Here is a 25,267-nt window from a genome sequence, read left to right as displayed (position 1 = left end):
CGGGTCAACTCTGCAAGCCCTGCTCCAGTTGCGGTGCAGGGAGGAGGGTGGTTGGACGGGGGCGGGCACCCCGTGGAGAGGCCACCGCGGCGGCCGGGACGAGGCCGGCAGGCTGCGCGGCCGCGGCTCCGTCGCGATTGCGTCAATGCCGACAGGATGGGCTGACGCGGAGCAGCTCGGTCCGCAGTACGGGTGTGCCGTCGACCGGTGCCGGGTCCTCCGCGGTCGGCTTGATTCCTCCGGCGGCGGTTTTGTCGAGTGTGGTCAGGCCGTCGGGGCCGACCGTGCCGAACACCGTGTAGTTCGGGCGCAGTGCGGAGTCGCCGTAGACGACGAAGAACTGTGAGCCGTTCGTGTCCGGACCGGCGTTGGCCATCGCCAGCAGGCCGCGCCCGTACAGGCGGCGTGCGCCGGTCGGATCGGTCGGTGCGGGTGGCAGGTCCACCGGCAGCTCGTCCTTGTACTTGTACCCGGGTCCGCCCTCACCGGTACCGGTCGGGTCGCCGCACTGCAGGACCTTCAGCGTCGGGTACGCCGTCAGACGGTGGCACACCGTTCGGTCGTAGAACCCATGCCGTGCCAGGTGCAGGAAACTCTGGACCGTGCACGGCGCCTTGGCCCGGTCCAAGTGCAGCGGGAGCGGGCCCTGGCTGGTCGGAACAGCCATGTCAACCGTGCCACGACTGGGGGTGCGCCGCGGGTCGGGCGGCAGCGGAACAGAGCGCGCCGGCGGCTCGTCCGGGGTCTGTGTGTACTGGCAAGGGCCGTGCGTCGTGCGCGGCGGAGCGCCGTCGGAAGCGGTTGCCGCACTTCCCCCGGACACGACTAACGCCACGGCCGCGAATGTGCTGATCAGAGCCCGTTTCATCTCGCACGCCCTCCCGATTATTGATGAGTCCTGGAGCGGTCGCAGTCTAGGGCGTGGGTTTGGTCCGCGGGAGTAGTTGACGACAGGAGGCCAGGCGAGGGTCGCTGCCCCAGGACCGGTGGTTGGACCTGATGGCGGCCTCCGGGCAGCGGCCGCACGCGTGTCGAGGCGCTGAGGGCGGGGTTCGCGTGTGGCTGGCGGGGCGCTGCGGAGTATGCCGTGGACTGGGGCGCGGTCGGCGACCAGCCCCCGTACGAGGCGGATGTCGACCTCACCGGACCGCTCGCGGACTGCAACGCGCGCCTGTCCCTCGTCCGCGACAAGGCGGCACGCCTGCCGGAGCCTCTGGCCGCCCTCCTGGTCGATATCACCGAGCAGCTGGCCGCCACGGCCGCGGACGCGCCGCTGGCCGCGCTGCGCGCCGCCGGGGTGCTGGAGCGGATTGCCGCCCGCGTCGGACGGGAGGCCGCCGTCGCCCGCCTGGCGGGCGTCCATCGCAGCTTGATCTACCGGCACAGCGATCTGCACGCAGCCGTCCTGAGCCGGGCCGCACAACCACAGGAGGGGCCCGAAAAGCCGCAGGTCAGCCGACCGTCACTGCTGGCCGATCTGGCCAACCTCACCGACCGCAACACCCGCCTCGCACGGCACGTGAACCGGCTCGAACACGTCTGTCCGAAGCTTTCGGACAGGACGCCTGGAGCGCCACCGGCCTTGGTGCTCCCAACGACACCGGGGCTCTCCAGAGGAAGATCAACGACCTCGAACAACAGGTGGCCGAGCTCCGAGACCGGCTCACCGAACGTGACGAGGACCTCCAGGCTGCGCGGGCGACCAACCGGGAGCTGATGACCCAGCTCAACAGCTCCTCCCGCCCACTGCGGCAAGCGGAGCCATTCCAGGGCTGACCGGCGGGCTTGCGGGTTTCCTCGCGTCAGGCTTCCGGGGTACGCAGGGCGAGGATGGCCATGTCGTCGTGGCCGTCACTGGGGTGGTGGTCGGCCAGGGTGTCCACGAAGTCCTGCAGGGGGAGGCCTGCGTGGAGGGTCGCGAGTTCGGCGAGGGCGGCCAGGCCGTCGTCGATGCTGTGGGCGGGGTGCTCGATGAGGCCGTCGGTGAAGAAGACCACGATGGCGCCAGCGGGAAGGGGATGAGTGTGGTCGGGGCGGGGCTGCTCGACGCCGACCGCGAGAGGCAGGCCCGGCTCGGCCTGGAGGTATCGCGCCCGATGGCCGGGGGCGATCAGCAGCGGGGGAAGGTGGCCCGCGGTGCTCCAGTGCAGGGTCCAGCCCTGGTGGGCGGGTTCGATGCGGGCGAGGCAGGCGGTGGTGACGGGCAGGTCGGTGAGGGCGTTGAGGGTGCGGTCGAGCTGGTGTAGGACGGCACTGGGTGGGGTGAGATGGTCGTAGAGCAGGGCGCGCAGCATGCTGCGGGTCTGGGCCATGGCGGCGGCCGAGTGCAGATCGTGGCCGACGACGTCGCCGATGACCGCGGCGCAGGTGTTGTCGGGGAGCCAGATGGCGTCGTACCAGTCACCTCCCAGGTGGCCGGGGGCGGTGGCGGGTCGGTAGGTGGCGGCGCCGGTGAAAGGGTGCAGGTCGGGCAGGGTGGGGAGCAGCAGCCGTTGGAAGCGTTCGGCGCTCTCGCGGTGCTGTTCGAGCAGGCGCATGTTGTCGATGGCGATGCCAGCGGCTCCGGCCAGGGTGAGGACGATGGCCTCGTCGTCTTGGTCGAAGGGGGCGCCGTCTGTCCGCTCGGAAAGGTAGAGGTCGCCGTAGATCGTTCCGCGGACGCTGATGGCGACGCCCAGAAGGGTGTGCATGGGCGGGTGTCCGGGGGGAAAGCCGACCGAGGCCGGGTGCGAGGCGATGTTCTCGACGCGCAGGGGCTTGGGGTGGCGGATCAGGTGCCCGAGCACGCCGCGTCCTCGGGGGAACTCCGTCCCCGCCAGGTCCTCGAGTTCTGCCGTCGACAGGCCGGCGGTGATGAACTGCGCCAGTTCCTGGCCGGACTCGTCCAGGACGCCCAGCGCACCGTAGCGGGCGCCGGTCAGTTCCATGGCGGTGGTGACGACGCGGTGCAGCACCGCGGGAAGATCCTCCTCTCGGCTCAAGGCCAGGACTGCGTCCAGCAAGCCCTCCAGCCGGCCCTTCGCCCGCCCCAGTTCCCGTAGTTTCTCCGCGATCTCTTCCAGCTGGGTATCCAGCCGCAACGCCATCGGCCTGTCGGGAATGCCCGGCCGTCCAGACTCTTCCTCGCTGCCCGACATCACCGGCACCCGGCCTTTGGGCTTTCCCCTTCACCGGCGCCCGCGGTGAGCTGGCCGTCGGCGCCAGCCGTTCGGCGCGGACGCCGGGGGCTGTAACAGAGGGTGAGCGGCGGTTGCATAAGGGCATCGTGCCAGCATCGTGTCGGCACGCAGATGCGGGTAAGCGGCGTGTCAACCTTCAACCTTGGCTGTATCCGGTGGAAGCGATCAGACCCCTGCTGATCCGTTTCAGCAGGGTTGAGAGCCGCACGTCACCGGCTTGAGAAGGCGGCGTGAGGTGCGGTGATGAGGCCCTCCTCGCATCATGGGGGCGAGGGTCCCCGGCTGCTGTTCTGGGCAGCATTTCGATGTGAGCCCTGGCTTCAACAGTGAAAGTCCCGCGTGTGTCAGCCAGAAGTGATCTCGATGTGCCTGGGCTTGCTGGCCTCCGCCTTGGGAACGGTCACGGTCAGCACTCCGTCGGCCATGGTCGCCGTAACGGCTTCGGCCTTGACGTCGAAAGGCAGCAGCGCCCGGTACTCGAAGCGTCCCGTGCGCCGCGTGGTACGCCGCAACACACCCTCACGCTCGCGCTCCTTGTACTCCCCGGTGATGGACAGCTCCCGATCACCGATCTCCACGTCGATGTCTTCGTCCTTGATCCCCGGGACTTCTGCCTCGACCACATAGGCGTCATCCGTCTCATGCATCTCTGCCAGCGGAGCCCATGCCCCAGAGGGCGCGGCAGACGCGAGGAACTGGTTCATTCGCTCGAAGAGCTCGTCGAACTCGGCGGCCATCGGCTCGCCCCAGCCCAGCGAGGGGAAAGCCCTCTCCACGAGCCGGCCGGGCCTGTGGCGTACAGGCAGTGTCATAGCGGTTCACCTCCATGAACAGGTTTGAAGGTCACTTTCCATGTTCCGCTTCCACGCCACCGAAAGCGAGCCGTGCCCCCGGCTTGCGCAGAGCGCGCAGCGGGCGCAGCGGGCTCGTCGAGGGTGAACCGGGCGCCGTCAGGGGCGCTCACCGTCACCTGCGGCTTCCCCTCGTCCCACGGCGCGGCGTCGGGAACGATGACGACCTCCCCGTAGAAGACGGCCGCGTCGCAGGCGTTCCGGGTGTGCAGCTCCAGCCACACCGCGGTCACCTCCAGCAAGCGTTTGACGGGGCCCTGCGGACACGCCAGAGGTGGCTCGCCTGCATGTCGGCGGGCTCGATGCTGTCCGGCGACGAGGGCGCTGGGCCCGCTGGCGTCGCAGAAGTCCAGCCAGCCAAGGTCCACGATGGTGATCACCTGTGATCACTTTGTGTAATTCAATGCGCAGCGCCTCTTGCGTGGCGATGTCGAGTTCGCCTGCCACACGGACCACCGTCCACCGCCATGCCAGGTGGATGAAACCGCGAGGCACTCGATGGTTCTCGCCCTCCTTCGCGGTCCGGCGGACTCACGTCACACACCTACCGGTCCTGTCCGGCGGTGCGGTATCAGAGCGTGCAACTGACCAGGTGCCGAGCCTCGACCAGGACGGGGCTGCCTCCGCCCGCCTCCTCCAGGATCCGGTCTGTCAGCAACGTCCACCGTGGTTGACCTTCGTCTCTCTGGAAGGTCAGCGCTGTCCGCCTCACCCGTTCGCGGGTCAGAAGGTGCAGTGGCCCCACCTGTGCAGAAGGGTTACCCGTATGACCGACACACCGATGCATCTGGAGGATCTTCGGGCCTACGCCCAAGGAGAGATCTTCCTGCTGAGCCGGGCGGGTGAAGCGTTCGAAGGCCTCGTCTACAACACCAGCGGGTTCGGCCCGTGCCCGGCCGATGAGTTCGCGGCGATCGACACCGCGCAACTGGCGAAGGACACCGGGTGCGATCTGGTGTGGAAGAACCCGAGACGGTTCTGGATGATGGACACCCTGACCATCGACCTCGCAGGCGAGCCCCGTGAGCTGGGTGGCCTGATGTTCAACTGCCTCGCTGACATGCAGATGCCGGCCGGCTTCGACCCGCAGCGGGACCAGTCGGCGCTGGCCTACCGGCCGATGCAGATCCACCGGGCCAACACGTACACGTTCCTGAGCGGACGGCCGGTCTTCCTCTTGAGATCGCCCGACGAGACCACCTGGGTGATGCAGACCTTCACCGATCATGTGGATCACAGCCTGACCGAATCGGCCCTGCCCCGCCTGGCCGAGCGCCTCACTCTGCCCGAGGGCTGGACGTACAAGGCGCGGACGGTGGACCGTGACCTGACCATCACCACCCACGGCGTGGCGCACATCGTCTCCGACAACCTGGCCAACATGTACCAGGGCTGCGTCGACGGGGTGAACAACTTTGATCCCTGGGAATGAGCACCGGCCGTGAGTGACAAGGTCAAGGTAACGGTCGAAAACTTCGTCCGGGCCGAATCCAACCGTGCGATGGCGAAGCTGATGGCGCTCTGCGGTGGCGTCAACCGATGGCATCACAGCCGGGTGCCGACACCGCTCGATCAGCAGACATCGGTCCGGATGAACCGCGACACGCTGTACAGCTTCGCCGTGCTGGACTTGGCCGAAGGCGCCACTGTCACGATGCCGGACAGCGGCGACCGCTACGCGTCGCTCATGGTTCTCAGCCAGGACCACTACGTCAACCAGGTCATCCACACGCCCGGTGAGCACCGGCTCACCATCAACGACCACGGCACCCGCCACGTACTCCTGACGATGCGCGTCCTGGTCGACCCGGGCGACCCCGCCGATGTCGCCGAGGCCAACGCCCTGCAGGACGGTCTGAGGCTGTCCGCGGGGTCGGCCGAACCGCTCGTCGTACCCGACTACGACGAGGATTCCCTCAGCGCCGTACGGGACGCGCTCGCGGTGCTCGGCCGGACCCTGCCCGGAACTGAGCGAATGTTCGGCCGCCGTGAGGACGTCGACCCTGTTCGGCACCTCATCGGTACGGCGGTGGGCTGGGCCGGCCTCCCCGAGAGCGAGGCGTTCTACCTGCTGGTCGAGCCGGGCCTGCCGGTCGGGAAGTACCGCATCGTGGTCGGTGACGTGCCCGTCGACGGCTTCTGGTCGATCTCCCTCTACAACGCCGATGGCTACTTCGAGGACAGCAGCGAAGGCGGATGCGTCCTCAACCAGTTCAATGCCCGAAGGGAGCCGGACGGCTCGTTCGTCATCAACCTCGGAGGGTGCGCCGACGGGCGCCCCAACTGCCTGCGCATCATGGACGGCTGGAACTACACCGTCCGCCTCTACCGGCCGAGGCCCGAGATCCTCGACGGCACCTGGACCTTCCCGACCGTGGAACCCGTCGACTGAGAACGCTCCCACCCTCTCCCCGGACCTGGCGCCAAGCGCAGGGCCATCGGATCGGGCGTGTTCTCGACCACCTTTCGATACCGTCGCGTTGGGCCGACCGGGCCGGTCCGGCGGAGTTCGGAGCACGGTTCCCGTAGATCTGACCGGCGCCGCCATACAGTCGGACTTCGCCTCTCTGCGCGAGGCGGGCGTGAGGAGTGCGGATGAACGGCTGGGCCGTCGTGGTCGCCGGGAGTGCGGTCGTCGGCTACGGGGCGCTCTCACGGCGTTTGTCGACCACGGTGCTCTCGGGACCGATGGTTTTCATGCTCGTCGGTCTGGCGATCGGCCCCCTGGGCCTGGACCTGCTGGACCGGGCGAAGGATCCCGAGGTCACGCGGACGCTGCTGGAGAGCGCACTGGTGCTCCTGCTGTTCGCCGACGCGGCGGGGATCAGGGCCCGGGACCTGCGCCGGGAGGAGTTCCTGCCACTGCGGCTGCTCGCGGTCGGCCTGCCGGTCGCGATGGCTCTGGGGTGGCTGGTGGCCTGGCCGCTGCTGCCCGGCCTGAGCGTGTGGGAGCTGGCCCTGACCTCCGTCATCCTCGCGCCGACGGACGCCGCGCTCGGGCAGCAGGCCTTCTCCAACAAGCGGGTGCCCCCGCTGGTCCGCGGCGGCCTGACCGTCGAATCCGGTTTGAACGACGGCTTGGCCCTTCCGTTCTTCGTCCTGGCACTCGCGGCGGCGGGCGAGGGCCACGGCCACCCGGGCGTGGCCGAGACGTTCCTGCGCGCGCTGTTGCTGAGCGGCGCGATCGGAATCGCGGCCGGCTGGGGCGGGGCGAGCCTGTTGCGATGGTCGCTCGTCCGGGGGTGGAGCAGCTCCGACTGGCGGCAGTTCCTCGTCCTCGCCGTCCCGGTCATCGCATACGCCTTCTGCGTCATGGGTGAGGGCAGCGGCTTCATCGGCGCCTGGGTTGCCGGCCTGGCCTTCGGCATCCACCTGCGCCGCACACCCGCCGGCCTGGGCATCCCTCCCCAAGACGCGGACCCCTCGCAGAGCACAAGGTTCACCGAACGCATCGGCCTCCTGCTCGCCTCGCTGAGCTTCCTCGTCTTCGGCGCGGTCATCCTGGGACCCACACTCCAGCACCTGACCTGGCGCACGGTCCTCTACGCGCTGCTCAGCCTGACCGTCATCCGGATGCTGCCCGTAGCACTCGCCCTAACCGGCACCGGCCTGCGCCCCGCCTCCATCGCGTACATCGGCTGGTTCGGCCCGCGAGGGCTCGCCTCCCTCGTGTTCGGTCTGCTCGCCCTTGAAGAACACCTGCCCGGGGAGACCCTGCTGAGCGAGGTCATCGCCGTGACCGTGGGCCTGAGCATCATCCTTCACGGAGCATCAGCTCCCATCCTGGGAGACCGCTACGGCACATGGTTCACCAGGACACTCCGCAAGGAACCGAACCTGCGGGAGAACGCCCTCGCGCAGCACGACAACCCACACTGACGGAGTCAGCAGCCTTCAGGAGACAGGACCACCGACCGGCCCCGAGACCAAACCGCCACGGCCATCAGCGCCCCGGTACTCAGACGGAAGAACCTCTCCAGCTCTCCGCGCGTCGGAGCGGCAGCGAACCAGCCGTAGCACCCCGGCCCCCCCTCGTCATGCCGAGCACAACCCTGGCCCGGAAGCAAGCACCCAGGCGCTCTCCAAACCCGACGACATCAAAGTGGCTAGTCGACCGCGCGCCCAGGCAGCGTGTCAGTGCGCGGGCCGGGCGAAACGGTGGGGGAAAGTCGGTGTTCGCCAAGACCGCGACGAACAACCGGAGAACGCTGCTGGCCCGCGCACTCGGAACGTGAACCGCGGGCCGCTATCCCGCTTGCTTGACGCAGGTCTGGTCCCTCGCCGGCAGCTTGCCGGTGGCCAGGTACCGGTTGACCTGGTCGTCCACGCACGCGTTGCCGTAGCGCCCGAAAAGGGCGTGCCGGTTGGCGCCCTCAAGGGTGACCAGCCTGGAGCTCGGCAGCTGCTTGTGGAGCTCGACGCTTCCCTTGTACGTCGTACGCGGGTCACCGGTGGCGGCGACGATCAATGCAGGGGCATCGCGCCGCACCCGGGTGGGCTCTTCGCGCGGCGAGTCCCAGAAGGCGCACGGGTTGATGTTGTTGGTCAGAGCGCCGAACAGCGGGTGCGCGATGCGGTTGCGCTCGATGTCCCGCCAGTAGAGCTCGGGATCGCGCGCGGCGGCCACGTCCCCGCAGATGACGGCGGACTGCGCGCCGGTGGGCTCGCCCTCACCGCGCAGCACGTACCGGAGCTCCGGGACGAGCATCGGCGGCACCGTCGTCGGGCGGCCCTGCGCGGCTTTGGCCAGTACGGACAGCAGCTCGCCGAACGACGCCCGCGCCGGGGCGGTGTCGTCCGCGATGCCCGAGAAGAAGAGGAGCGGCACCTGGCTGTCGTCGATCCGGAAGGCATCGGCGCCGGCGCCGATGGTCAGCGGACCGCGCGCGGCCGCCGCGACGATGCGGTCGACGGTGGCGAGCACCTCGGCGCGGCTGCGGCCGAGGCCGTAGGTGTCGTGGTGTTCCGCGGCCCAGGCGGCCCAGTCGGACAGCGCCTTCTCGTTCTCGAGCTCGGTGCCCTTCAGCAGCCGGGGGCGGTAGTCGTTCGGGTTGATCGCCCCGTCCAGCACCATCCGGTCGTATCGGCCGGGGAACATCTGCGTGTAGACCGTGCCCAGGTAGGTGCCGTACGAGTAGCCCAGGAAGGAGATCTTCCGCTCGCCGAGCGTGCCGCGGATGACGTCCATGTCGCGGGCCGTGTTGCGGGTGGTGATGTGGGGGAGCACCGCGGCGTCGGTGGCCCGGCACTTGTCGGCCAGGCCTTTCTGCAGGGTGACCTGGCGGTCGAAGCCCGCCCGGCCGGTGCCGGCGGACAGCCAGGTCATGCCGACGGGCAAGCCGCAGTCCAGCGCGGTGCTGCGCCCGATGAAGCGCGGGTCGAAGCCGACGATGTCGTAGCGCGCGCCGACCTCCTTCATCGACGCACGGGCCTGCGGCGGGGACTGGAGCGCGGGACCGCCCGGACCGCCGTTGTTGAGGAGGATCGCGCCGGTGCGGTGGCGGGTGTCGGTGGCCTTGAGCCGGGAGATCGCCACGGTGATCGTGCGCCCCCGGGGGTCGGCGTAGTCCAGGGGCACGGTCACGTCCGCGCACTGCACGCCTGCCTGGTCCAGATCGCGGCCCGTGGTGTCGTCGGGGCCCTTGATGCAGCTGCCCCAGCCGAGGTGCTGGCGGTAGTACCGGTCGAGTCCAGCCTCGGAGCTGTCCTGGGCGGGGGTCTCGGCGGCCGTGGCCAGGACGGGGGAGGACGTGAGGCAGGCGGCGAGGGTTAAGCCCACGGCCAAGGCGCGGCGTGCGGCGGGGCTGACAGGGGTCACGGGGTCTCCTTGAGCATCGTCCGCTTCGTGTGATCGCATGCCCCGAGGCTAGGAACCCGCCCTGGTACGGCACATCGCCCAAGGGCACGAGGACCCCGGTCCCGTTCACCTCCTGGTCCGGGACCTGCGGCCCGGTCCGGCCTCCTCCTCCGGGAGGAGACCGCCGGCGGGGCTGCGCCGAGGGCCTTCCCGGCCACGCGCCTGCCGTGAGGGGGGATCGCCGCGCTGGCATGCTGTCAGGAGTCTTTCGGCTCCAGAAGCGAGAGGCAGGTCTTCCTGAGGCATGGTCACGCGGGCGCTGGTGGCAGACGTCGACGTGATGGAGCGCGACATCAGCCGGTTGGCGGCCGCGGCCAGGGCTGGCGGAGTTGCGGTGCCTCCCCATGCGAAGGCGCACAAGTGTCTGGAGATCGCCTGCCGGCAGATCGGCGCGGGTGCAGTGGGCTTGACGGTGGCCACGGTTGCCCTGCGCGTCGGGGCCGACACCGTCGAGAGTCCGCCTCCTCGGGGACCGCGTCCTCAAGCACAGCCGCACCACGCACCGCGGAACACCCGGGCGGCAATCCAAGCCTACGCCGGAACGGCTCGACCCACTGGTTGACCGAGAACGCGGCGCCGGGGCTCGCAACCCGGCGCCGTCTGTCCGTCCTTGACGGGTCGGCCCGGGAGCGCTCCGGCGGGCCAGGGCAACAGGCGCAGTGGGCGCGGTGCGTGAGGTCCGCGCTCGCCGGCGTCTTGCACCGGTCAGCCGACGCCGTCGGAGAATCGAGGCGTATCCCGGGCTTGTGCCACTCGTTGGACCGGTATGAGTCCGCTGACCGGTGCATCGCCAGTGCTCTCAGCCACGGGCGGCGTGCGAGCCTGCTCGGGGACCGCGACGCGGCGCTCCGGCGGCGGCCGGGTGAGGACTGACGCATGAATCCACACCACCGGGGCCGGTGTCCGCGGCCCCGTCCGAAGAGGCTCGCCACTGTGACCGCTCGGGGCGCTGACGCGGTACGAGCACGAGCGCGGACCCGCGCACGGCGGACCCGCGTACCGCCCGTCCGGACCGCACGGCGCGCCGACCGGGCCTCCGTATCCCTGCTGCTGATCGTTCTGATCCTCCTCGTGACGACCGGCTTCCTGGGGTTCTTCGGGGTCCTGGACGTCAGCACGGCACTGGCGTACACCGGACGCTTCACCGGTGTGCTGCTCATCGTGGCCGCGGCCGTGGTCCTGCTCGGCGCCATCGCCGCAGTCGACCACTGGTACCGGCAGAGCTTCCCCTACTCCGGACTCGTGGCGCTGCTGGGCAGCGTGACGGCAGCCACGGCCAACCTCATGCTGTTCATCACCACGCTGAGGGAGGGAGACTCCACCGCCTATCTCCTGGTGTGGTGCGCGCTCGCCGCGGGGGGAGCCTGGGCAGCCGTCGCCGTCTACCGGACGTCAGTCGAGATCCCCGCGCCCAAGCGGATCGCGGCGGCTGTGATCGTGTCGGGGGCCGTGGCTGTCGCGAACTTCGGTTACACGCAGCTCTACCAGCCCTATCACACCGAGATCAATCCAGTGCTGGACGTGACACTGGGCGAACCGGTGCTCAGCGCCGACAAGAAGGCATTCGCACTGCCGGTCACCATCAGTTTCGAGAACCGCAGCGACGTCGGCGTGTACTTGCTGGCCCCGGAGTTCCGTGTTCTGGGAACCGCGGTGGCGGTCAGCCCTGAACGGCGGCCCCCTTCGCAATGGCAGCGTGATGTCGAATCGGGACGCCCGGTCTCACGCTGGGAGATCAGCGGGCAGCCCGAGTTGCTGCAGGCCGGCAGCTGGCACGTCTTCGGCAGCTGGCTGGCCGGACACCAGACTTATGTGACCAGTAGGATCGTGGTTCTGCCCCGGAGTACCCCCTACGACCAGATCCAGGTGGCAGCCAGTACGGCGATCGCCCGCCGTGACCGGATGAGCATGGACGAGTTCGGCACCCCCCACGTGTCCTGGAAGGGCGATCCCGTGAAGGCCCCGGACTGGGTCCTGGCCGGGGCCAGCGGGTACGTCACCTATGAAGGCCGTATCCATGAGAACAATGCGATCGCCGAGCACACGCGCGACCCGCGCCACCTGACGGTCTGGTGGACCTTCGGGGGACACGGCGCCGGGGTCTCCGGCACGATCGCCCGCACAGGAGAAAGCGACCGTCAGCTCACCGGCGCGGAGATGGTCGCGCTGAAGAACCGGTACGGTTTCGACTTCGTCAACAAGGGCTGGGTCACGCGAAGCCTCTGGGACGTCAAGTCCTGAGGGCTGTCCCGTAATCCCCGGCGGGCGCGCGGCGCCGGCTACGGCACCTCGCCGCGTGGTCGGGATCACCCGAATACGCCCAGTATGAGGACGACCCTCCGCCTTGCGATGCACCGCATCTGACGCCGCGCGCTGACTGGCAGAACGAGAAGAGACCCAGGCGCGCCATGAGGTGGATGTTCACCCGTCATCGTTCGCGGGCGTCGCCGGAGAGGACGAAGCCGCTGTAGCCGTTTCGGGCCGCCGCGTCGCACACGGCCCGGTACCGGTCCAGCCCGCCGGTGTAGGCCAGGAACACCTTCGGCTTTCCGGGGACGTTGGATCCCATGTACCAGGATTCCGCCGTCGGGTACAGTGTCCGGTCCGCGAGCTCCGCGACGTGGGCGCCCCAGGCCTCCTCCGCCTCCGGAGTGGCATCGATTTCCGTGAGGCCGCGGCCGATCAGGTGGGCGATGCAGTCGGTGATCCACTCCACCTGCTGCTCAAGGGAGACCGCGATGTTGCTGAGGACGGACGGGCTGAGCGGGCCGAGCACGGTGAAGAGGTTGGGGAAGCCCGCCGACATGAGCCCGAGGTGGTTGCGGGGGCCGTCCGCCCACTTCTCCCTCAAGCTCACGCCGGCGCTGCCCACGATGTCGATGGCGAGCTGGGATCCGGTCAGCGCGTCGAAGCCCGTGGCGAAGACGATCGTGTCGAGGGCGTGTTCTTCTTCCGTGGTCAGGATCCCCCGTGGCGTGATCGTCTCGATCGGGGTCGCGCGGAGGTCCACCAGCATCACGTGGGGCAGGTTGTAGGCGGCGTAATAGCCGGTGTCCAGGCAGGGGCGCTTCGTCGCGAACGGGAACGTGCGCGGGGAGAGCGCCTCGGCCGTCTCCGCGTCGTCGATGATCGACCGGATCTTGGACCGGACGAACTCGGCCACCGTCGCGTTGGCCTTCTCGTCGGTCAGGATGTCGGTGTACGTGCGGAGGAGCCCGCTGAGCAGTCCCGACCCCCAGGCCGCCTCGTAGGCGGCCGTCCGCTCCGCCTCGTCGGCCGCCAGGGCGGAACCGGTCGGCGGTTCGAAGACGGTACCGCCCCGGGAGAGCCGCTGGGCCTGGCGGAACTGCGGGTACCGGGCCTTGAGCTCGGCGGTCTCGGCGCCGAGCAGCGGGCGGTTGTGGGCGGGCAGCGCGTAGGCCGGGGTGCGCTGGAAGACGGTGAGCGCGGCCGCCCGCTCGGCGATCACGGGGACGGCCTGGACCCCGGAGCACCCGGTCCCGATGACGGCGACCCGCTTGCCGGTGAAGGAGACCTCCTCGCTCGGCCAGCGGGCTGTGTGCAGGACCTCGCCCGTGAAGCTGTTCTGCCCGGGTATTCCGGGGTCCTTGGGTGCCGACATGCAGCCCGAGGCCAGGACGAGGAACCGGGTGGTGACGGTGCGCCCGGTGTCCGTGGAGACGCGCCAGGTGTGCGTGGTGCCGTCGTACGCGGCGCTCGTGACACGGGTACGCAGGGTGACGTCCCCGCGCAGGCCGAAGCGGTCGGCGACGTGGTGGATGTAGCGCAGGATCTCCGGCTGGGACGCGTACCGCTCGCTCCACTCCCACTCCTGGTCCAGTTCGGGGGAGAAGGAGTACGAGTACGACATGCTTTCGACGTCGCAGCGTGCGCCGGGATAACGGTTCCAGTACCAGGTCCCGCCGATGTCCTCGCCGGCCTCGAAGACCGCTACCCGTAAGCCGAGCGCACGCAGCCGGTACAGCTGGTAGAGCCCCGAGAGCCCGGCGCCGACGACGACGGCGTCGACCCGGTCGGCGCCGGCGGCGGTGGTGGTTCCCATCGATTGCTCCATCTCCCCGCACGCGGCAGGCGGGCCGCCCCGTCGGGGGCGGCGTCGGCAGTGGCGGGTGCGGTGGTGGGTGCGGTCGCCGCGCGAGGAGCCGGCGGGTGCGCGGGGGCGCGGCGGCACGGGAGCGACATCCTGGTGCATGTCCGGCGTTGTGGGAAGTGGGGGTGGCTCGTCGGCCACCTCCTTCCGGGGGGTCCTGCACCCGAACGCATTGTCGTCGAAAATCCGCCAACTACCCCTAGAAGTAGAGCTATTGGCGAATATTGGGCCGTGACGCCCCCTCCGCGGTCGAGGTAATCTTCAGGCAAAGATGTGTTCGCGAGGTGGTCAAGTAGATCACCGAGTGCTGTCCCGCCCCGCATCGGCTCGCGGCGCGGGCGGCGACGAGCGAACACCGGCGTCATGCCCCTGGGGCGCGCCGACCCATCCATCGACTGATGACCTGAACACACCGCGCCCGCACACCCTCGCGAGCGCAGGAGAAAGGCCACCATGAAGTCCCTGGTTGACAACGCACGGTCCTTCACGGCCCACGTGGCGGAACGTGCCCAGGAATTCCACGCCCTCGAGGCCGGGCAGAGCCCCGAAGTCCTCTTCATCGCCTGTTCCGACTCCCGGGTGGTGCCGTCCCTGATCACCGGCGCCCGTCCGGGCGAGCTGTTCGAGCTGCGGACGGCGGGCAACATCGTCCCCGCGTACAGCGGCGGCCGTCCTTCTGCCGAAACGGCCACCATCGAGTACGCGGTACGGGTGCTGGGGGTCCGCGACGTCATCGTGTGCGGGCACTCGCACTGTGGGGCGGTCAACGCCCTGGTGAGCGGCGGCGACCTCTCCGGCCTGCCCGCCGTTCGGAGCTGGCTGGAGCACGCGGCCGGCCGGCCCGAGACGACGGCGCCCCTGTCACCGGACCTCGCCGAGGCTGTCCAGCGCCACGCGGTCGCCCAGCTGGAGCGGCTGTACGAGCACCCCTGTGTGGCGGAACGGGTGGAGGCCGGGACCTTGACGGTGCACGCCTGGTACTACGAGGTCCACACCGGGGCCGTGCGGGCGTACCAGTCGGCCGCCAGCTCCTTCCGGCCGCTGTGACCCTCATCCGCCCTCCCCACGGGCCGCCTTTCCGCCTTCCCCTTCCGCTTCCGCCGTGCGAGGAAGTCCACTGATGCTCTCCACCCTCAAGAAGCCCGCCCATCTGCGACGAGACCTCCTGGCCTCGCTCGTCGTCTTCCTGGTCGCCCTGCCCCTGTGTGTCGGAGTCGCCGTCGCCTCCGGGGTACCCGCCGAACTAGGACTGGTCACCGGGATCGTCGGCGGTCTCGTCGTCGGCTGCCTGCCCGGCAGCAGCCTCCAGGTCAGCGGCCCGGCCGCGGGTCTGACCGTACTGGTCTTCGAAGCCGTGCAGGAGTTCGGTCTCGGCGCCCTGGGAGCTGTCGTCCTGCTGTCCGGACTCGCCCAACTCGCCATGGGGGCACTCCGGTTCGGCCGGTTCTTCCGTGCGATCACCGTGGCCGTGGTCCAGGGCATGCTCGCGGGGATCGGGCTCGTCCTGATCTTCGGACAGCTCTACACCATGGCCGGCGTCGGGCAGCCCCGTTCGGGACTCGGCAAGATCGCGGGGATTCCGCGGCTGGCCACCGAGATCGCCTCCACCGGCGCCGTCCTGACCTCCTTCGCCGTCGGCGCGGCCACCATCGCCGTCCTCGTCCTCTGGAAGAGGCTCCCGGTCAAGGTCCAGGCGGTCCCCGCCCCTCTGGCCGCGGTCGCGCTCGCCACCGCGGTCACCGCCGCGGCCGGCTGGTCGGTCCCCCGCGTCGACGTACAGGGACTCCTCGCCGCCATCCAGCCGCCAGGACTGTCGGACTTCGCCGCGCTGGGCAGCCTCGCGGCCGTCGGTACGGTCATCGCCTTCGCCCTGATCGCCTCGGCCGAAAGCCTCTTCAGCGCCGCCGCCGTCGACCGCATGCACGACGGCCCGCGGACCGACTTCGACAAGGAGCTCATGGCGCAGGGCGCGGGCAACGCCATCTGCGGCGTGCTCGGCGCCCTGCCGCTGACCGCCGTCATCGTGCGCAGCGCGGCCAACGTCCAGGCCGGAGCCAGGACCAAGCTCTCCCGTGTCCTGCACGGGCTGTGGCTCGTGCTCTTCGCCGCGCTCCTGCCGGCCGCGATCGGGGTCATCCCCCTGGCCGCCCTCGCCGGCGTCCTCGTCCACGCGGGCTGCAAGCTCATCCCCGTCAAGGATCTGCTCCCCCTGTGGCGCCACCACCGAGGCGAGGCCCTGGTCCTGGCCGCCACCGCGATCGCCATCATCGTCACGAACATGTTCGAGGGTGTCCTGTTCGGCATCGCCCTGGCCGTGGCCAAGAGCGCCTGGGAGACCTCGCACGTCCACCTCGACGTGCATGAGACGACGGACGGCCGGTTCCTCGTCACCCTCAGCGGTTCCGCCACCTTCCTCCGGCTGCCCCGGATGCTCGAAACCCTCGAAGCCCTGCCCTCGGGGCACCCCGTGGAGCTTGACCTCTCCGGGCTTCGCCACCTGGACCACGCCTGCCGCACCACCCTGGAGGGCTGGGCGCAGCTGCGCGGGGTCACCATCGAGGTTCCGGCGAGGCCCTGAGACCGGTCCGGCCCTCCGGACGCGCTGCCGCCGCCGTGACGGTTTCGGTCTTCCTCCTGCGATTACACGCCATCCCTTGGTGTTTCATTGACTCGCACTTGGCGTTCTCTTTACCTTCGGGGAGGCGGTGGAAAACACCGATGCCATGGTCTTCCCATCACTGGAGGTATCGCCGTGGAGAAGCTCATTCGCACCATGACGCAGGACGACGTCTGGCGCCGCTGGGTCGAGGCCAACTCGGCTCAGTCCGCGAAGGACGGCTGTATCAGCGCCTCGCCCAAGGAGGGCTGCATCAGCCTCGCCGGCAAGAGCGGCTGCATCTCCTGACGCACCTGATCCGGCCTGACCGCCCGGCCGGCGGGGCCCTCGGAGGCGCGGCGCAGACGGGACCACGATCCCCGTCCGTCCGCCCCGGGGCCCCGCCCCGGGCGGACCCATCCCCCTGCCCCGCTACGGAAAGTGGCCATGGACGGCACATCCACCCCGACCGGCATCCCCCAGTCGGACGGCCTGAAGGTCGCCGACGTCCTCGACTGCATTCGGGACATCCCCCTCTACCGCCCCGCGCTCGACCTGGACGCGTTCCCCATCCTCGAGAAGCCCGCGATGGCGCAGGGCTTTCCGGAGAACTGGATGACCCCGCGCCTGGCCGCCGCGCTGGCCGCCGGCGAAGCCGAGTACGTCTGGTCGACCGGCACACACCACGCCCGGATGCAGCTCATCCGGCCCCCGTACTTCCTGCTGCGCTCCTACTACCGGCTGTGGAGCGAACACCCGGACCTGGCGAAGACCTGGGCGGGCGGCTGCCGGCGGGTCTCGCTGACGACCGTCCTCGCCACCGAGCATGTGGCCCGCGTCAACGCCCGCCGCAAAGGCACCGAACCGGTCGCCACCCCGACGCTGGAGGACCGCCGGCTCGACGAGCGCACCATGTACCTCAACCTGCGCCTGGACCCCGGGCAGTGGGACAGGGCCGACGTCGAGCGGATGCTGGCCGAGATCCGCGAGGTCTCCGAGGCGCACCCCGACGGCGACTACCACCTGGACTGCTCGGGTTACCACCTTGCCCACCTGGCGCGCCGGGCCGAGGAGTTCGGTCTGTGGAGCCCCGAGACGTTCCCGCGGCCGGCCAGCGTCGTCACCGCGTACGAGTACACCCCGGCCAACGTTCGCCGCTACCTCGCCGAGCGGTTCGGGGTACCGGTGATCGATCTCTTCGGCAGCACCGAGCTGGGGTACCTGTACTACAGCGACCGGGACGGCCGCTACCACCCGTACCTGGACCGCATGGGCATCGAGCTCGTCCCCGTGGCCCCCGGCAGCGGCATCCACAGCCTGATCGTCACCAGCATCCGCAACCCGTACATGCCGCTGGTGCGCTACCGCTCGGGCGACTGCGTGCGCACCTCGGACGGCAGCGCCGACCCGGCGAAGGTCGTCGCGTTCTGCGGGCGCGAGAAGGAGCTGCTGGAGACCCCGCACGGGCCCGTCGCCCAGGCCGACCTCGACGACCGCGTGGCCGCCGTCGCGCCGGAGGTCTTCCTCTACCGCCTGGAAACGCACGGCGGCCCCGGCTCGGCGGCGCTGCTGCGCTACACCACCTTCGACGGGCGCCCGCCCGCCGAAGGCCGGGACGCCGCGCTCGCCGCCGCGGTGACCGCCCTCACCGGGCGACCCTCCAGCACCGAGCACACCGCCCACCTGCCGATCGGCGCGTCAGGCAAGTACGCCTGGCTGGCAACCGCTGACAGCCGGGAACCGACGGCTGCGGACCCCCGAGGAGGAGGCGCATGAGCCCCCGTACGACGCCCGACGCGCTGCGCACCCTCCTCGGGGAGCCGCTCCACGAGGAAGCGGTCCGCCATGCGCAGCGCCGCACCGGCGTACGGCGTCCGTACGCCGAACGCCAGGTGCTGGAATGCATGCGCTACCTCTACCTGGTCTCCGCGCACCCGGACCGCCTGGGCGGGCTCTTCCTCCCGGTGGAGCAGGACATCGACGAGATCTGGCACTTCCTCATCCTGCAGACGCGCGAGTACCGGGCGCTGTGCGAGGAGCGCCTCCCGGGGGGCTTCTTCATTCACCACCGCAGCATCGGGTACGAGGACTACCAGGCCGACCCCGGCCGGGAGCGGGCCGTCGAGGAGGCGCTGCGCTGGATTCCGTTGTACTGCGCGGAATTCGGCCCGGTGGACGAGGGCATCCTGCCGCACTGGACGATCGTCCGCTTCCTCCACGAGGCCCTGGATCTGTCCCTGGCGGAGATTTCGGACCTCGAACCGTTCCAGGAGCCGGTCGCGACGAGCACGGGCAGAAACTGACCCACCCCAGGCGGAGGCGTACGACACGGGCACGGCCAGCGACCGGGTGAGCCGGGCGGACGCCCGGTCGCATAACTCCGGACCACGACCTGCCGGCCGTCGACCGGAACATCCCGCACCGTCCGGCCGTGATACCCGTGGATCCTCCCCGTCACCACCCCGCACCCCGGACAGGGAACAGGAACATCCCGGGTCCGAGCCGAAACCCGGACTATCTCGCCACCGTCTGCCACATCCTCGATGACCAACGCCGGCAACCCCGAAAACGCCGTTCCTACACGCGTGTTCGCCTCATGCACGCTCGATGATCAGAGGCAAGCACTCACCGTCACCACCGACTACGGAACAGACCCGTTCTCTTCACAGTCCCTCCCGCCTCGGCCGGGCGGGGGCCTACCTCCGACGAACCGCGACCGTCTCGGTGCGTGGGGCCGGTCAGTCTTCGAAGTAGTCGGTCAGGACGCAGCCCTTCACGAGTGCGGGGTCCTTACGGTAGCCGCTGGGAGGGTTGAAGTCGGGGTGGCAGTTGAGGATGAGGAGGCCGCCGGGCTTGATCGCGTTGCGGATGACGGGCTTCTGGTCGGGCAGGACGGCGAAGTCCTGGCCGAGGAGGAACTTGCCGCGGTGGCCCTTGTTCGGGCTTTCCTTGCGGTCTGCGTCGAGTTCGGCCTTGTACGTGGCCTGGAAGGTCTTGAGGTCTTTGAACATGAAGATGCGGGTGCCCTTGCCGCAGGCGCCGCGCTCGGTGACGCCCCACTTCTGGTCGTAGGTTTCGTCGCCGGGGAAGAAGTCGTCGTCCTTCGGGTCGGTGGAGATGTCGTTGCAGGCGCCGTAGGCGTTGACGATCTGCGCTGCCTTCGCCATCGTGCCCGCCTTGGGCAGCCCCGGTGCGCCGGCCTTTCCGTCGCCGTCGGAGCCTCCCGAGCCGCCGGTGCCGCCGTTCTTAGCGGGTGCCTGGTTGCCCAGTGCCCCGTCGACGGATCCGCCCTCGTCACCGCTCCCGCACGCGGTCAGGGCCGTGAGGCAGAGCAAGCTGGTGGTCGTGACGCTGGCGAGCCGGTGAATGCGCATGGCGGCGGGAACTCCCGTGTCAATGATCAGAATCCGCCCGACCCTAGGTTTTATGGCACGTGCATGGCAAATGGCGTCGTGCCGGATCGGCACCCCACCACCAGCCGCGGCGGCGCTGCTCGACGGCGCGCTCCTCCCGGGCTCGTCCCGTCCTGAACTGTGCACCTCCACCCCGCAGCAGGTGCCGGATCTGACGGAGGTGGAGTCGATAGCGGCACGCCCACGTCCTGGCGCCGACCACTGCCCTACCGCCTGGCAGTGGTATCAATCGCGCCTGCGCGCCCGCGCTTGCCCGGGACGGGACCGACCGGGCCCCGACCCGGGGGAGGGGTCGGGGCCCGAGAAGGGGTTGAAGTGTCAGGGTGTGGGCGTGGCAGTGGCGGAAGGTGTCCTTGACGTCTTCCTTGGCCTGTCGGGCGTTGCCCTTGGCCTGCTCGGCGTGTGCCGTGGTCTTCTCCGTGCCCGGCATCCGGACCTCCTCGTGTGGTACCGGATTGGTCGTGACCGCTCGCCCGCTCCGGCCCGGCGACCGCAAACCCCCTCCTTGCCGCCGACAGGGCGAACCGGCTACGCCACGTCGTAGCCGACCGTCGCTCTTGCCCGGCCATACGCATAAGAACCGGGTAAGAATCGAGCGCATGACCGTCGCAGAGGCGGGCAGTCGACGCTTCGGAGGTTGATAACTATGGTTCCCCTGCTTCTGGTTCTCCTGCTGATCCTGATCCTGTTCGGCGCCGGTTTCGCGGTGAAGATCCTTTGGTGGATCGCGATCGCGGTCCTGGTCCTGTGGCTGATCGGGTTCGTCGCCCGTCCGAAGGGCAGCAGCGGCCGCTGGTACCGCTGGTAGCGCGGCCTGCGTAAGTTGCGGCGACAGGCCATGGTGGGCCGCTCCCCGACCGGGGAGCGGCCCACCGCCGCGTGCGTGCCCTCCTGCCACGCAGATTCCCCGAAGCCGACGAACGGGGTGATGGCTGTCGCTGGGAGATATGTGCGGGATCGGCCGGGCCGGTCCTCGTGACGCAGCAGGGGACCTGCTCACCTCCGAGATCGGCGGCCGTCCCGGTCGCGTCGGACCGGACCGGCAGGGACCCAAGGGACCGGCCTGGTCGACCACCGTCCCAGCAGCGCACCGTCTGCACAGGGCTGCTCATCTCCGAGGGGCACGCGTTGATGGCGGGTTGACGTCCGGTCAACGGCAGGCAGCATTCCGGGCGGCGTGATGTCCGCCCGGAGCGGGTGGACGTGGGGTGTGGTTGTAGACAGGGGGCTTGCTGCCCGCAGGGGTGAGCAAGGGAGCCCGAGATGACCAGTACAGCCTTTGCCACGCACGGCGTCGGCGAGGGCGGGCCGGCGGTGGGGGTTTTGATGGCGCTGGTCCCGTGCACGGTCACGGTCGCGCACCGGATCCTCGACAGCGCGGCCCGTGCCGCTGGCCTGCCACGGGAGCTCACGGCTCAGGTGGTGATGGGCCTGCGCGATGACGTCTGCGGCCCGCCCGGCGGCGACCGCACGGAGCGGGCGGTGCGCGCGGAGATCGAACGCGCCCGCACCGCCCCGGCCCCGCCCCCCGCAACGGCGCTGTACCCGTCCCCGTTCGTCCTGCGCCAGCAGGTGAGCCAGGTGCGGGCGGCGCGCCGCAGGACCCTGGTCGCTCCCCACGATGCCGCGCAGCGGGCGGAGCTGGAGAGCTGCCTTTACACCCCGTACGTCCTCACCGGCTGCCGCACTGCGCACGCCGCTCTGACGGCTGCCGAGGCGCTTTTGGTGGCGAACCGGCTTCCGGGCGCGGGAGCTCCCTCGGCTCCCGCGTGAGGAGCTTCGAACTCTGCTCGGTGGTCAGGCGGCCTGGAGCCAGTCCCGGCAAGCGTGGGCGGGGCCGTCGTCTCGGCGCGCTCTCGTTCGAGGGTGGAGATGGTGGCCGGCCAGACGCCGAAGTGGCGTGCCGCGGCGGTGGGAGTGAGGTTCTTGGATTGCCGCAGAGGTCTCAGGTCGGCGGTGGCTTCTCGGGAATGGCTGCCTTGATACCGCGTCTGCGCAGCGGTTGCCGCGGGACGAGTGGGCCCTATCCGCGGCGACCGCGCCGGGCGCGGGGACGGCCCACAGCGTTCGTAGGTGCCGCCGCTGTCTCGGCGTGGAGTGAACCTGCCGGACGGGCTCCGAGGGCAGGCGTGGTCAGGAGTGGAGGCGAGCCCGTGCTTCCCGGGCCCTGCGGCGTTTGACGGCGCGCCGTTCCTCCTCGGTGAGGCCTCCGCACACGCCCATGTCCATGCCCCCTTCGAGAGCCCACTCCAAGCAGCGCTCCAAGACCGGGCACCGGCGGCACACCACCTTGGCCTCTTCGATTTGGAGCAGGGCTGGGCCGCTGCTCCCGATGGGGAAGAACAAGTCCGGGTCTTCCTCGCGGCAAGCCGCTCGGTGACGCCAGTCCATCGTCATGCCTCCGTTCGCGTAGTCGGTCCTCACCCCCGCACCTGACCGGGATCCGCGGCTCTATGCGGCCAGCAGGGGCATCAGCGCAATTTTCACCACGGCCTGCTCCGAAAATGGCGCACTGATCTCTGTTGGCCATCGGTGTCCGGGGCAGGTTGTGCGCATGTTCAAGCATCGACGTGTGCGTACGGCCGTGGTCCTCGTGGTGGCCTGGGGGGTGCTGACGGGAGTCGAGCGATGGGGTGAGTCGGCGGCGTGGCCTAAAGCTTTGCTGCAAGGGCTGCTCTGGGCTGCCGTGGTCACCGCAGCCTGGTGGTTCGCCGACTGGACCCGTGCGGGCAGCCCTCAGCGGGGACGCCTTGCGGGGAGCCGCGGGGAGCGGTGAGGCTGGCGCGGGCGGGCACGTATCCGGCCCTGCCTCCGAAACTCGGCGGCAGGGCCGGGATGTCCGCGGCGTCTCCTGGACGGCGTGGAGCGCCCCGCACGGATCCGGCCGCGGCGATCCCGGGCAGCCACCCGTGAGGCGTGACGCGGTGCGGGGGTCGAGGGCTCTCACCAAAATTCACACCTGCCTCGGGGCGGACGGGGAATCCCCGGCTGGCCCGGGCCCGCCCCGATCGGCTCTCCCCCCGAGCCGGTTGCGGCCTTTCGCGCCTCGGGTACTCGTGGGTGCTTCGAGGCGAGCCTGATGGCGATCGGCGAGGCATCCCGGGCGCCTGACCTCGTCCGGCGTTGGGGGAGGACGCGTACAGGCACAGCAGTGGCATTTCGCCGGTGAAACATGGCCCCTTGGCAGCTTAACCCCGGCTCCGCGCCTTGTTCTTGACGAGGTGGGGGCGGATAGAACCGCCTTGCGATGATCATGATGCGGGCCGTCGTGGCGGCCGCTGCTCTCGCCCTGTCCCTGCCCGCCATGGCGCACGCCGCCGATCAGCCGGCGTCCTCCCGCAGGTCTTGCCGATGGGGGCGGCCATCTCCGCTCTCCCGCTCGCCGTCGAGGACCGTACGGGCTGCCAGCGCACGAGCTTCGCGCTGGGCTGCACACGCCCATCGGCCCACGAACGCTACGCCCGCCGCGTATCGCAGTGACCACCGCACCGAGCCTCTCGGTCAAGATGGCGGCGGGCTCCACTCGTGCAGGAGGGGCGGGTCCGGCCGGATTCGAACCGGCGTCCTCGGCTGTGAAGGCCGCGAGTCGACCCTGCGCTACGGCCCCATCCGTCCCGAACCCTACGGCTCCGCGCGACGATGCAGCGGCTGGTCGCCCGGGAGAGCAGCCCAGCCGAGCGGGTACTCGGCTGCGCCTCCTTCTGGTGGAACGGCGGCGCGAGTTCAAGGAGCTGTGCAGGGACTGGCGCGACCACGCGAGCACCACCGTCCGTGAGCGCTACCGGACCCCGCCACTGCGGACGGCGGCCTCGCGGCCGTCGTGAAGACGAGCCGGTGAGGGGCTCCGGCATGACGGCTACGGCGCTTCGGGTGTGTCGCCTGGTTCGTGGGGGAGGGCCTGCCGCTTCAGCTCCATGCGTCTGTTCACCAGGACCTCGGCGGGAATGGTCTTCCAGTAGGGATGGTCGACCACCGCGCTCGACAGCACCCGCAGCTCGGCCCACATTCGGTCGACCGTCGCCTTCTGCTCGTCGCTCCAGCCCGGACTGTCGGGCACGTCCCCGCGGTGGGAGTACCGCTCACCGCGCGCCCAGCCCTTCATGGGTTCCACGCTCCAGGGCAGTGCCGCCAAGTAGGCGCGGTGCTCGGCATGGGCCCGGTGGAGGCGTTCCTGGAGGTGAAGGAGGTCGTCGGGGAAGGAAGTCTGATCGGTCACCTGTGAACGTAATTCTGTTCGATTCCAGAAGGGAAGAAGTGGGCCGGTTCGTGCTCGTTCAGTCGAACGGTCTGGTGCTCCCGCCACGCCGGGTGGTGCGGGCCGGATAGACGCCGAGCACTGGCAGGGGGCGAGCGGGGGACCGGGGTGGACATGGCGCGTCCCGCTGGGCCTGGAACTTTGCCTTTCGGGCTGGCCGGTTCTTTGAACGAGGGGTGCGGGCACGGCTGCCCCGGAGGCCCGTCGTGTTGTGCCTCGTGCTGTATCGGCCCCACAGGGGACCGGAAGTGCAGGCTCCCTCCAGCGACGCAGCGGGCGAGGGTGTGGGGTCTACCGGGGGCGACATAAGCCTGGGGCGGTGCTTCTGGTGCGTTGGAGAAGGGATTTCGAGGCGGGTCACGTGCTGCGCTGGTCGTGGGTGTCCTGCCGGAGCTGTTGGGTGTGGCGGGTCATGGCGTCGATGTCTTCGGCGAGTGCGGTGTCCTCGGGCCTCAGGTGGGGCCGGGTGTCGGTCAGGGGACGCACGAGGCGGGCGGCATCGTTGTCGCCGAGGGCTGCGTTCAGGTCCTCGACGGCACTCCGGGCGCTGGCGGGCAGGCCGGTGAGGGCGGTGATCTGGCCGGCGAGGCGGCGCAGGTCGGCGGCGTTGTCGCGGGCCCAGGCGGTGACGGTGCGGTCGGCGGCGCGGGTGTCGCGGGTGGCCTGGACGCGTTCCTCGCCGGTACTCCCGGCCTTGCCGGGGCGCAGCCGGAGGTAGCGGCGTTCGGCTGCCTGGCGGCTGGCGACGCCGAGGGGACCGGCGAGGTCGGCCCAGCTGGCTCCTTGTTCGCGGGCGGTTTCGATCAGGCCGCTCTCCCAGCCGGCGAGCTGTTCGCGGATCTCGCGCAGCATCAGGAGCGCGGTCAGGGCCGGGTGCGGGCCGGCACCCGCCGCGGGCAGCGGGGTTTGCGCGGAGGACTGCTGCGCGTCTCTTACGGACTGGTTGATGGCCTCCAGTGCTGCTGCGGCGGCGGGGAAGTGCACGGGTGTCGGCGGGGCGGGTTC

The 25,267-nt window shown here is 70.0% G+C and carries 22 protein-coding genes and 1 pseudogene; 12 read left to right on the top strand and 11 right to left on the bottom strand.

All coding sequences use genetic code 11. From position 1 onward, the window contains the following. Positions 1–142 precede the first annotated feature (142 nt). On the bottom strand, positions 143–667 hold the full coding sequence (locus K7B10_RS00420; protein ID WP_229333953.1) for a peptidylprolyl isomerase: 525 nt from the start codon (positions 665–667) through the stop codon (positions 143–145). Positions 668–1,087: 420 nt separating this feature from the next. Between K7B10_RS00420 and K7B10_RS00415 the strand changes: the two genes are divergently transcribed. Continuing rightward, positions 1,088–1,717 carry a hypothetical protein gene (locus tag K7B10_RS00415; protein ID WP_229333952.1) on the top strand — a complete coding sequence of 210 codons (630 nt, stop codon included), beginning with the start codon at positions 1,088–1,090 and terminating at the stop codon, positions 1,715–1,717. An 85-nt stretch (positions 1,718–1,802) separates the two neighbouring features. On the opposite strand, the gene K7B10_RS00410 is transcribed toward K7B10_RS00415, so the two are convergent. The 3 genes from K7B10_RS00410 to K7B10_RS00400 all read right to left on the bottom strand — a co-directional run bounded on the left by K7B10_RS00410 (position 1,803) and on the right by K7B10_RS00400 (position 4,410). Then, a complete protein-coding gene (locus K7B10_RS00410) occupies positions 1,803–3,086 on the bottom strand; it encodes a PP2C family protein-serine/threonine phosphatase (protein ID WP_229333951.1) in 1,284 nt (427 codons plus the stop codon). 437 nt (positions 3,087–3,523) lie between these two features. Next, positions 3,524–3,991, bottom strand: coding sequence for an Hsp20/alpha crystallin family protein (locus K7B10_RS00405; protein WP_229333950.1), 468 nt, complete (start codon positions 3,989–3,991; stop codon positions 3,524–3,526). Next, positions 3,988–4,410 carry an STAS domain-containing protein gene (locus K7B10_RS00400; protein WP_229333949.1) on the bottom strand — a complete coding sequence of 141 codons (423 nt, stop codon included), beginning with the start codon at positions 4,408–4,410 and terminating at the stop codon, positions 3,988–3,990. The genes K7B10_RS00405 and K7B10_RS00400 overlap by 4 nt, the downstream gene beginning before the upstream one ends. Before the next feature lie 212 nt (positions 4,411–4,622). Here K7B10_RS00400 and K7B10_RS00395 point away from each other — a divergent pair, with 212 nt between their 5' ends. The 3 genes from K7B10_RS00395 to K7B10_RS00385 all read left to right on the top strand — a co-directional run bounded on the left by K7B10_RS00395 (position 4,623) and on the right by K7B10_RS00385 (position 7,909). After that, positions 4,623–5,462, top strand: a complete 840-nt coding sequence (locus tag K7B10_RS00395; RefSeq protein ID WP_229333948.1) for a hypothetical protein — start codon at positions 4,623–4,625, stop codon at positions 5,460–5,462. Between the two features lie 9 nt (positions 5,463–5,471). Beyond that, a complete protein-coding gene (locus K7B10_RS00390) occupies positions 5,472–6,422 on the top strand; it encodes a DUF1254 domain-containing protein (protein WP_229333947.1) in 951 nt (316 codons plus the stop codon). Positions 6,423–6,625: 203 nt separating this feature from the next. Beyond that, positions 6,626–7,909: a cation:proton antiporter gene (locus K7B10_RS00385; protein ID WP_229333946.1), complete on the top strand. Its 1,284-nt coding sequence runs from the start codon at positions 6,626–6,628 to the stop codon at positions 7,907–7,909. 367 nt (positions 7,910–8,276) lie between these two features. Here the strand turns inward: K7B10_RS00385 and K7B10_RS00380 are convergent, their stop codons facing one another. Further along, positions 8,277–9,848 carry an alpha/beta hydrolase gene (locus K7B10_RS00380; RefSeq protein WP_229333945.1) on the bottom strand — a complete coding sequence of 524 codons (1,572 nt, stop codon included), beginning with the start codon at positions 9,846–9,848 and terminating at the stop codon, positions 8,277–8,279. 1,110 nt (positions 9,849–10,958) lie between these two features. On the opposite strand from K7B10_RS00380, the gene K7B10_RS00375 reads away from it, so the two are divergent. Then, positions 10,959–12,128, top strand: coding sequence for a hypothetical protein (locus K7B10_RS00375; protein WP_229333944.1), 1,170 nt, complete (start codon positions 10,959–10,961; stop codon positions 12,126–12,128). A 187-nt stretch (positions 12,129–12,315) separates the two neighbouring features. Here K7B10_RS00375 and K7B10_RS00370 read toward each other — a convergent pair whose 3' ends face one another. After that, positions 12,316–13,950, bottom strand: coding sequence for a flavin-containing monooxygenase (locus K7B10_RS00370; RefSeq protein WP_229333943.1), 1,635 nt, complete (start codon positions 13,948–13,950; stop codon positions 12,316–12,318). A 501-nt stretch (positions 13,951–14,451) separates the two neighbouring features. Here K7B10_RS00370 and K7B10_RS00365 point away from each other — a divergent pair. The 5 genes from K7B10_RS00365 to K7B10_RS00345 all read left to right on the top strand — a co-directional run bounded on the left by K7B10_RS00365 (position 14,452) and on the right by K7B10_RS00345 (position 18,897). Continuing rightward, the gene (locus K7B10_RS00365; RefSeq protein ID WP_229333942.1) at positions 14,452–15,045 is read left to right on the top strand and encodes a carbonic anhydrase; all 594 of its coding nucleotides are present in this window, start codon (positions 14,452–14,454) and stop codon (positions 15,043–15,045) included. Between the two features lie 73 nt (positions 15,046–15,118). Next, positions 15,119–16,576 carry a SulP family inorganic anion transporter gene (locus K7B10_RS00360; RefSeq protein WP_229333941.1) on the top strand — a complete coding sequence of 486 codons (1,458 nt, stop codon included), beginning with the start codon at positions 15,119–15,121 and terminating at the stop codon, positions 16,574–16,576. A 174-nt stretch (positions 16,577–16,750) separates the two neighbouring features. Beyond that, a complete protein-coding gene (locus K7B10_RS00355; RefSeq protein WP_229333940.1) occupies positions 16,751–16,903 on the top strand; it encodes a hypothetical protein in 153 nt (50 codons plus the stop codon). 138 nt (positions 16,904–17,041) lie between these two features. Further along, complete coding sequence (locus K7B10_RS00350; protein WP_229333939.1) at positions 17,042–18,370, top strand: phenylacetate--CoA ligase family protein; 1,329 nt, start codon at positions 17,042–17,044, stop codon at positions 18,368–18,370. Beyond that, the gene (locus tag K7B10_RS00345) at positions 18,367–18,897 is read left to right on the top strand and encodes a glycine-rich domain-containing protein (protein WP_229333938.1); all 531 of its coding nucleotides are present in this window, start codon (positions 18,367–18,369) and stop codon (positions 18,895–18,897) included. Before K7B10_RS00350 ends, K7B10_RS00345 begins: the two co-directional genes overlap by 4 nt. Positions 18,898–18,986: 89 nt before the next feature. On the opposite strand, the pseudogene K7B10_RS41475 reads toward K7B10_RS00345, so the two are convergent. Together K7B10_RS41475 and K7B10_RS00335 are read right to left on the bottom strand one after the other, a co-directional pair. Further along, positions 18,987–19,130, bottom strand: a pseudogene (locus K7B10_RS41475) (transposase family protein); the annotation flags it as partial. A 202-nt stretch (positions 19,131–19,332) separates the two neighbouring features. Beyond that, complete coding sequence (locus tag K7B10_RS00335) at positions 19,333–19,968, bottom strand: hypothetical protein (RefSeq protein ID WP_229333937.1); 636 nt, start codon at positions 19,966–19,968, stop codon at positions 19,333–19,335. 685 nt (positions 19,969–20,653) lie between these two features. Here K7B10_RS00335 and K7B10_RS00330 point away from each other — a divergent pair. Continuing rightward, positions 20,654–20,815: a hydrophobic protein gene (locus tag K7B10_RS00330; protein WP_134067084.1), complete on the top strand. Its 162-nt coding sequence runs from the start codon at positions 20,654–20,656 to the stop codon at positions 20,813–20,815. A 455-nt stretch (positions 20,816–21,270) separates the two neighbouring features. Beyond that, positions 21,271–21,780, top strand: a complete 510-nt coding sequence (locus K7B10_RS00325) for a DUF5133 domain-containing protein (RefSeq protein ID WP_229333936.1) — start codon at positions 21,271–21,273, stop codon at positions 21,778–21,780. A gap of 360 nt (positions 21,781–22,140) precedes the next feature. Here the strand turns inward: K7B10_RS00325 and K7B10_RS00320 are convergent, their stop codons facing one another. From K7B10_RS00320 to K7B10_RS00310, 3 genes are all read right to left on the bottom strand, one after another. Next, positions 22,141–22,398 (bottom strand): WhiB family transcriptional regulator, encoded by a 258-nt coding sequence (locus K7B10_RS00320; protein WP_229344661.1) that lies wholly within the window; start codon positions 22,396–22,398, stop codon positions 22,141–22,143. A 1,465-nt stretch (positions 22,399–23,863) separates the two neighbouring features. Further along, on the bottom strand, positions 23,864–24,223 hold the full coding sequence (locus K7B10_RS00315) for a DUF8825 domain-containing protein (RefSeq protein WP_229333935.1): 360 nt from the start codon (positions 24,221–24,223) through the stop codon (positions 23,864–23,866). A 396-nt stretch (positions 24,224–24,619) separates the two neighbouring features. Continuing rightward, the coding region (locus K7B10_RS00310) for an HSP18 transcriptional regulator (RefSeq protein WP_267501299.1) at positions 24,620–25,267 on the bottom strand (648 nt) is incomplete at its 5' end.

It is taken from the genome of Streptomyces flavotricini, assembly GCF_020639365.1.
Lineage (GTDB): Bacteria > Actinomycetota > Actinomycetes > Streptomycetales > Streptomycetaceae > Streptomyces > Streptomyces flavotricini.
The sequence above is the reverse complement of the archived record's forward strand: the minus strand, read 5'-3'. Positions and strand labels throughout refer to the sequence as shown.

Coding starts and splice junctions, on each gene's coding strand:
- K7B10_RS00420 (WP_229333953.1), bottom strand. CDS start 667: ATGGCTGTTCCGACCAGCCAGGGCCCGCTCCCGCTGCACTTGGACCGG.
- K7B10_RS00410 (WP_229333951.1), bottom strand. CDS start 3,086: ATGGCGTTGCGGCTGGATACCCAGCTGGAAGAGATCGCGGAGAAACTA.
- K7B10_RS00405 (WP_229333950.1), bottom strand. CDS start 3,991: ATGACACTGCCTGTACGCCACAGGCCCGGCCGGCTCGTGGAGAGGGCT.
- K7B10_RS00385 (WP_229333946.1), top strand. CDS start 6,626: ATGAACGGCTGGGCCGTCGTGGTCGCCGGGAGTGCGGTCGTCGGCTAC.
- K7B10_RS00370 (WP_229333943.1), bottom strand. CDS start 13,950: ATGGGAACCACCACCGCCGCCGGCGCCGACCGGGTCGACGCCGTCGTC.
- K7B10_RS00365 (WP_229333942.1), top strand. CDS start 14,452: ATGAAGTCCCTGGTTGACAACGCACGGTCCTTCACGGCCCACGTGGCG.
- K7B10_RS00360 (WP_229333941.1), top strand. CDS start 15,119: ATGCTCTCCACCCTCAAGAAGCCCGCCCATCTGCGACGAGACCTCCTG.
- K7B10_RS00350 (WP_229333939.1), top strand. CDS start 17,042: ATGGACGGCACATCCACCCCGACCGGCATCCCCCAGTCGGACGGCCTG.
- K7B10_RS00345 (WP_229333938.1), top strand. CDS start 18,367: ATGAGCCCCCGTACGACGCCCGACGCGCTGCGCACCCTCCTCGGGGAG.
- K7B10_RS00335 (WP_229333937.1), bottom strand. CDS start 19,968: ATGCGCATTCACCGGCTCGCCAGCGTCACGACCACCAGCTTGCTCTGC.
- K7B10_RS00330 (WP_134067084.1), top strand. CDS start 20,654: ATGGTTCCCCTGCTTCTGGTTCTCCTGCTGATCCTGATCCTGTTCGGC.
- K7B10_RS00325 (WP_229333936.1), top strand. CDS start 21,271: ATGACCAGTACAGCCTTTGCCACGCACGGCGTCGGCGAGGGCGGGCCG.
- K7B10_RS00320 (WP_229344661.1), bottom strand. CDS start 22,398: ATGGACTGGCGTCACCGAGCGGCTTGCCGCGAGGAAGACCCGGACTTG.